We start from the raw sequence: 4,596 nt of genomic DNA, 5'->3' as shown, positions 1-4,596 counted from the left end.
CTCGGCGTACTGCGGCTCCCCGCCGTACTGCGGCCCGGCGTAGGGGTCGGCCGGGTGACCCTGCCGCGGTGGGCCGGGGGACCACGCCGGCGCCGGCTCGTAGCGCTGCGTCGGCGGGCCGTACTGATCGGCCGGCGGGCCGTACCGGTCGGCGGGCCCGTACTGCTGGGTCGGCGGCCCGTACTGATCAGCGGGCGGGCCGTACGGTTGCGCGCCCGGCGGGCCGTACTGCGGGTCGTGACGCGGATCGGGCTGCGCGGCGTAGCGGGGATCGGGCTGCGGGGCGTAGCCGTCGTCGGGCCGTCCCCAGGGGTCGGGGGAGCCGCCGCCCGGTGGACCGAAGTTCGACATGAACGCCTCCTGCGTACGCCAGTGCTGAGAGGCCGGCCACCAACTGGGGACGCCGACGCCGTGGTCACCGTAGCGTGGACCCTCGATGAGCTCACGCCCCACGAGTGCGACGAACGCTGTCGATTCCGCGACGCCGCCGACACGCACCGCCCTGATCTGGACCGCACTCGTGCTGGTCTACCTGCTCTGGGGCTCGACGTACCTGGGCATCCGGGTCGCCGTCGAGTCCCTGCCGCCGCTCATCTCCGCGGCGATGCGGTTCGCCGGCGCGGCCGTGGTGCTCGCCGTGGTGCTGCGCCTGCGGCGCGGGCCCGGCGCGCTGCGGGTGCCCGTGCGCCGCGTCGGCTCCGCCGCGCTGATCGGCGTGCTGCTGCTCGCCGGCGGAAACGGACTGGTGGTGCTCGCCGAGTCGGGTCCGGCCGGCACCGCGGTTCCCTCGGGCGTGGCCGCGCTGCTGGTGGCCACCGTGCCGCTGCTGGTGGTGGTGCTGCGGACCGTGGGCGGGGACCGGCCCCGGCCGTGGACGTTCCTCGGGGTGGCGCTCGGGTTCGCCGGCCTCGTCGTGCTGGTGCTGCCCCGCGACGGCGTGGACGGCGTGCCGGTGGCCGGCGCGCTCACAGTGGTCGCGGCCGCCACCAGCTGGTCGGTCGGCTCGTACCTGTCCGGGCGGATCCGGATGCCCGCCGACCCGTTCGTGGCCACCGTCTACGAGATGCTGGCCGGCGCGGCGGTGCTCGCGCTCGTCGGCGTCGCCCGTGGCGAGCTGCGCGGCTTCAGCTTCGCCGAGGTGACCGGGCGGTCCTGGGCGGCGCTGGCGTACCTGATGGTGGCCGGTTCGCTCGTCGCCTTCACCGCGTACGTCTGGCTGCTCGCGCACGCGCCGATCTCCCTGGTCTCCACGTACGCGTACGTGAACCCGGTGGTCGCGGTGGCGCTCGGCGCGCTGTTCGTCGCCGAGCCGATCACCTCGCAGGTGCTGCTGGGCGGTGCGATCATCGTGGTCGGCGTGGCGGTGGTGGTGAGCACCGAGCGACCCCGCCGGTCCCCGCCACCAGCCGTCGACGGGGCAGCCGGGGAACCCGCCGGGCGGTAGCGTCCCGCCCGTGTCGGCGCTGCTGATGACAGGGGCCGCGCTGGTGGGCGCGTCGGCCGGGTGGGTGGCCGTACCGGTCGGCCGGTCGTTCGTCACAGTTCCCGCCGGCGGCGCTCCGCGCCGGGGCGCGTTCGCGCTGGCCGGCGCCGTGACGTTCGGCGGGCTCGCCGCCACCCGGGCCGCCGACCCGGCGCTGCCCGCGCTGCTGCTGGTCGCCGCCGTCGGGCTGGCGCTCGCGGTCACCGACGTGACAGCGCTGCGGCTGCCCGACCCGCTCGTCGGCATGGTCGCGCTCGGCGGCGGGCTCGGCCTCACCGCTGCCACGGCGGCGACCGGCGAACCGCGCCGCCTGGCCGTCGCGGTGGCCGGGGCCGCGCTCTCCTTCCTCGGGTACGCGCTGCTGGCGCTGCTGCCCCGGGCCCGGCTCGGCTTCGGCGACGTGAAGCTCGCCGCCGCGCTCGGGTTGCCGCTGGGCTGGCTCGGCTGGCCGGCGCTGCGCCTCGGGCTGCTCCTGCCGCACGTGCTCGCCGGAGTCGCGGTGCTCGTCCTGCTCGCCGCCGGCCGGGTACGCCGGGACACGCCGGTGCCGTTCGGCCCGGCGCTGCTCGGCGGCGCGTGGCTCGCCGCCGTCCTCACCTGAGGCGTGCCTGGTCAGATCAGCCGGAGCTGGTGGTCCTTCGGGCGGCGGGGCTCGGTCGCGTCCAGCCGCTCGAACAACGCCGGGTCGATCACGTCGAGGAACGGCGACGGGCGGGTGTCGCGTTCCGCGCCGTGCCGGGCACGGCGGCCCGCGTGGCTGACGTAGAGCCGGTCCTGCGCCCGGGTCAGCCCGACGAAGAACAGCCGCCGCTCCTCGGCCACCGCGTCGTCGTCCGGCTCGCTTCCGGGCCAGCGCAGCGGCAGCAGCCCGTCCTCGGCCCCCACCAGGAACACCACCGGGAACTCCAGGCCCTTCGCGGCGTGCAGCGTCAGCAGCGTGACCGCCTCGGCGCGCGGGTCCAACGCGTCCACCTCCGCGCCGGTGGCGAGCTGGTTGAGGAACAGTTCCAGGTCGTCGTCGCAGCGCCGGGCCAGCGGGGTGAGCAGGTCCACCGCCGTGCGGACGTCCTCGGGGCGTACCGCGCCGGAGCCGTCGAGCGTCGGCACCGCGAAGCGCTCGGCCAGGATCTGCCCGGCCTGGCGTACCCGGGCGGCGAGCGAACCGTCCAGACCGGCGTGGCGCAGCTCGCGGGCGATGGCCGGCACGCCGGGACGGTCCCGCAGCCGGTCGTGCGAGCGCTTCTGCACCGGGATGTTCGCCCGGGCCAGCGCGTCCACGATCGGCGCGGCCTGCGCGTCCGTGCGGTACAGCACCGCGATGTCGGAGAAGGACAGCGACGTGGTCCGCCCGTCGATCCGCCCCGAGTCCAGCGAGCGGTGGGACAGGCCACCGACCAGCTCGTCCACGGTACGGGCCACGAAGTCGGCCTCGTCGTACGGCGAAGCCGCCGCGTACCGGCCGACCAGCGGCGCCTCCGGGTCGAGCCGGGCCGGGTCGAGCCGACGGCCCCGCACCAGCGACGACGGCGCGATGGCCTGCACCGCGGCGGCCAGGATCGGCGCCGAGGAGCGGTAGTTGCGGTTCAGCCGGACCAGCCGCGCGTCGGTGAAGTCCTGCGAGAAGCGCAGGAAGTAGCCCACGTCCGCGCCCCGGAACGAGTAGATCGCCTGGTCCGGGTCACCGATCGCGCAGAGGTTCCCGTCCGGCGGGCTGAGCAGCCGCAGCAGGTCGTACTGCACCGCGTCGACGTCCTGGTACTCGTCGACGAAGATCCACTTCCACCGCTCGCGGTACTCGCGGACCAGCTTCCGGTCCCCCTTGAGCAGCGACACCGGCAGCGTCAGCAGCTCGTCCAGGTCGACCAGGTCCCGCTTGCGCAGCAACGCCGCGTACCGCTCGTCGTCGTCACCGGCCTCCGCGCGCGCCGCCGCCCGGTCCGTGTCGTCGGCGATCCGGAAGTCCGCCGGCAGCCCCGCCGCCGCCGCGTTCTCCCGCAGCACGGTCAGGCCGAGCGAGTGGAACGTGCCCACAGTGACGTCCTCGGCGACCGGGCCGAGCAGCCCGTCCAGCCGGTGCCGCAGCTCCTCGGCCGCCCGCCGGGTGAACGTGATCGCCAGGCACTGATCGGGGAAGACGTTCAGCTCCGCGCACAGGTACGCGATCCGGTGGGTGAGCGTGCGGGTCTTCCCGGTGCCCGGACCGGCCACGATCAGCAGCGGACCACCGGGCGCGGACGCGGCCACCCGCTGCATGGCGTCCAGCCGGTCCAGCAGGCCGGTGCCGACCTCCTCCATCCCGGCGAGCATCGGCTCGAACGGCTCGTGCGGGGACGGCGGCGTCGCGATCGGAGGCGCGGGCGGCGGCGTCCGCTTCGGCTCCGGCCGGACCGCCGCCGGGCGCTTGGCCTTCGGCTTCGGCGCCGGCTCCGCGGGCTTCCGCTGCGCGGGCACCGGTACGTCGAACAGCGTCTCCTGCCCCGCCCCGGCGCCCGGGCCGCCCAGCTCCGCCGGGTCGAACAGCGTGATCACGCCGTACTCCCCGTCGGAGCCCGGCACCCGGCGCACGTCGCCGCGGCGCAGCCGGCCGATGCCCTCCGCGAGCAGCTCGCCGCCGACCCGGTCGATCTCCTCCACCGGGGTACGGGTCAGGATCTCCAGCTCCGGGCCGAGCGCGGCGACCAGCTCGTTGAGCTTGCCCTCGACCTTCTTCGACCGCGCGCCGACCCGGTTCAGCTCGCCCAGGATCTCGGCCAGCGGCACCAGGTGGGTCACCTCGCGCGCGTGCGCCGGACGGTGCCCCTCCGGCCGGTCCGCCAGCTCCTCCACCCGGCTGAGTACGCCCACGGTGAGCGGCTTGCCGCACTCCGGGCAGCGTCCGCCCGCCTCACGGGTCCGCTGCGGCGACCAGTTCACCCCGCACAACCGGTGCCCGTCGGCGTGGTACTTGCCCTCCTCCGGGAAGAACTCGACAGTTCCGGCGAGCCCGTCCCCGGTGCGCAGCGCCTCGCGGATCGCGAAGTAGTCACGGTCGGCGGTGAGGACCGTCGCCTCCCGGGCCAGAGCCGGCGGCGAGTGCGCGTCCGAGTTGGACACCAGCTGATAGCGGTCCAGGC

General features: G+C 75.7%; 3 protein-coding genes and 1 pseudogene. 2 read left to right on the top strand and 2 right to left on the bottom strand.

Features of this window, described 5'->3' with window-relative positions:
- A pseudogene (locus KBX39_RS24010) lies at nucleotides 1-351 on the bottom strand (flagellar basal body protein FliL); the annotation flags it as partial.
- Between the two features lie 85 nt (nucleotides 352-436).
- On the opposite strand from KBX39_RS24010, the gene KBX39_RS24005 reads away from it, so the two are divergent.
- Complete coding sequence (locus KBX39_RS24005) at nucleotides 437-1,444, top strand: EamA family transporter (RefSeq protein WP_231915612.1); 1,008 nt, start codon at nucleotides 437-439, stop codon at nucleotides 1,442-1,444.
- A gap of 10 nt (nucleotides 1,445-1,454) precedes the next feature.
- Nucleotides 1,455-2,084: an A24 family peptidase gene (locus KBX39_RS24000; RefSeq protein ID WP_210872612.1), complete on the top strand. Its 630-nt coding sequence runs from the start codon at nucleotides 1,455-1,457 to the stop codon at nucleotides 2,082-2,084.
- Nucleotides 2,085-2,095: 11 nt separating this feature from the next.
- Here the strand turns inward: KBX39_RS24000 and KBX39_RS23995 are convergent.
- A partial coding sequence (locus KBX39_RS23995) for a UvrD-helicase domain-containing protein (RefSeq protein WP_210872610.1) occupies nucleotides 2,096-4,596 on the bottom strand: 2,501 nt, incomplete at its 5' end.

This window comes from Micromonospora sp. D75, from assembly GCF_018070405.1.
In the GTDB taxonomy this organism is placed as follows: domain Bacteria; phylum Actinomycetota; class Actinomycetes; order Mycobacteriales; family Micromonosporaceae; genus Micromonospora; species Micromonospora chalcea.
The sequence above is the reverse complement of the archived record's forward strand: the minus strand, read 5'-3'. Positions and strand labels throughout refer to the sequence as shown.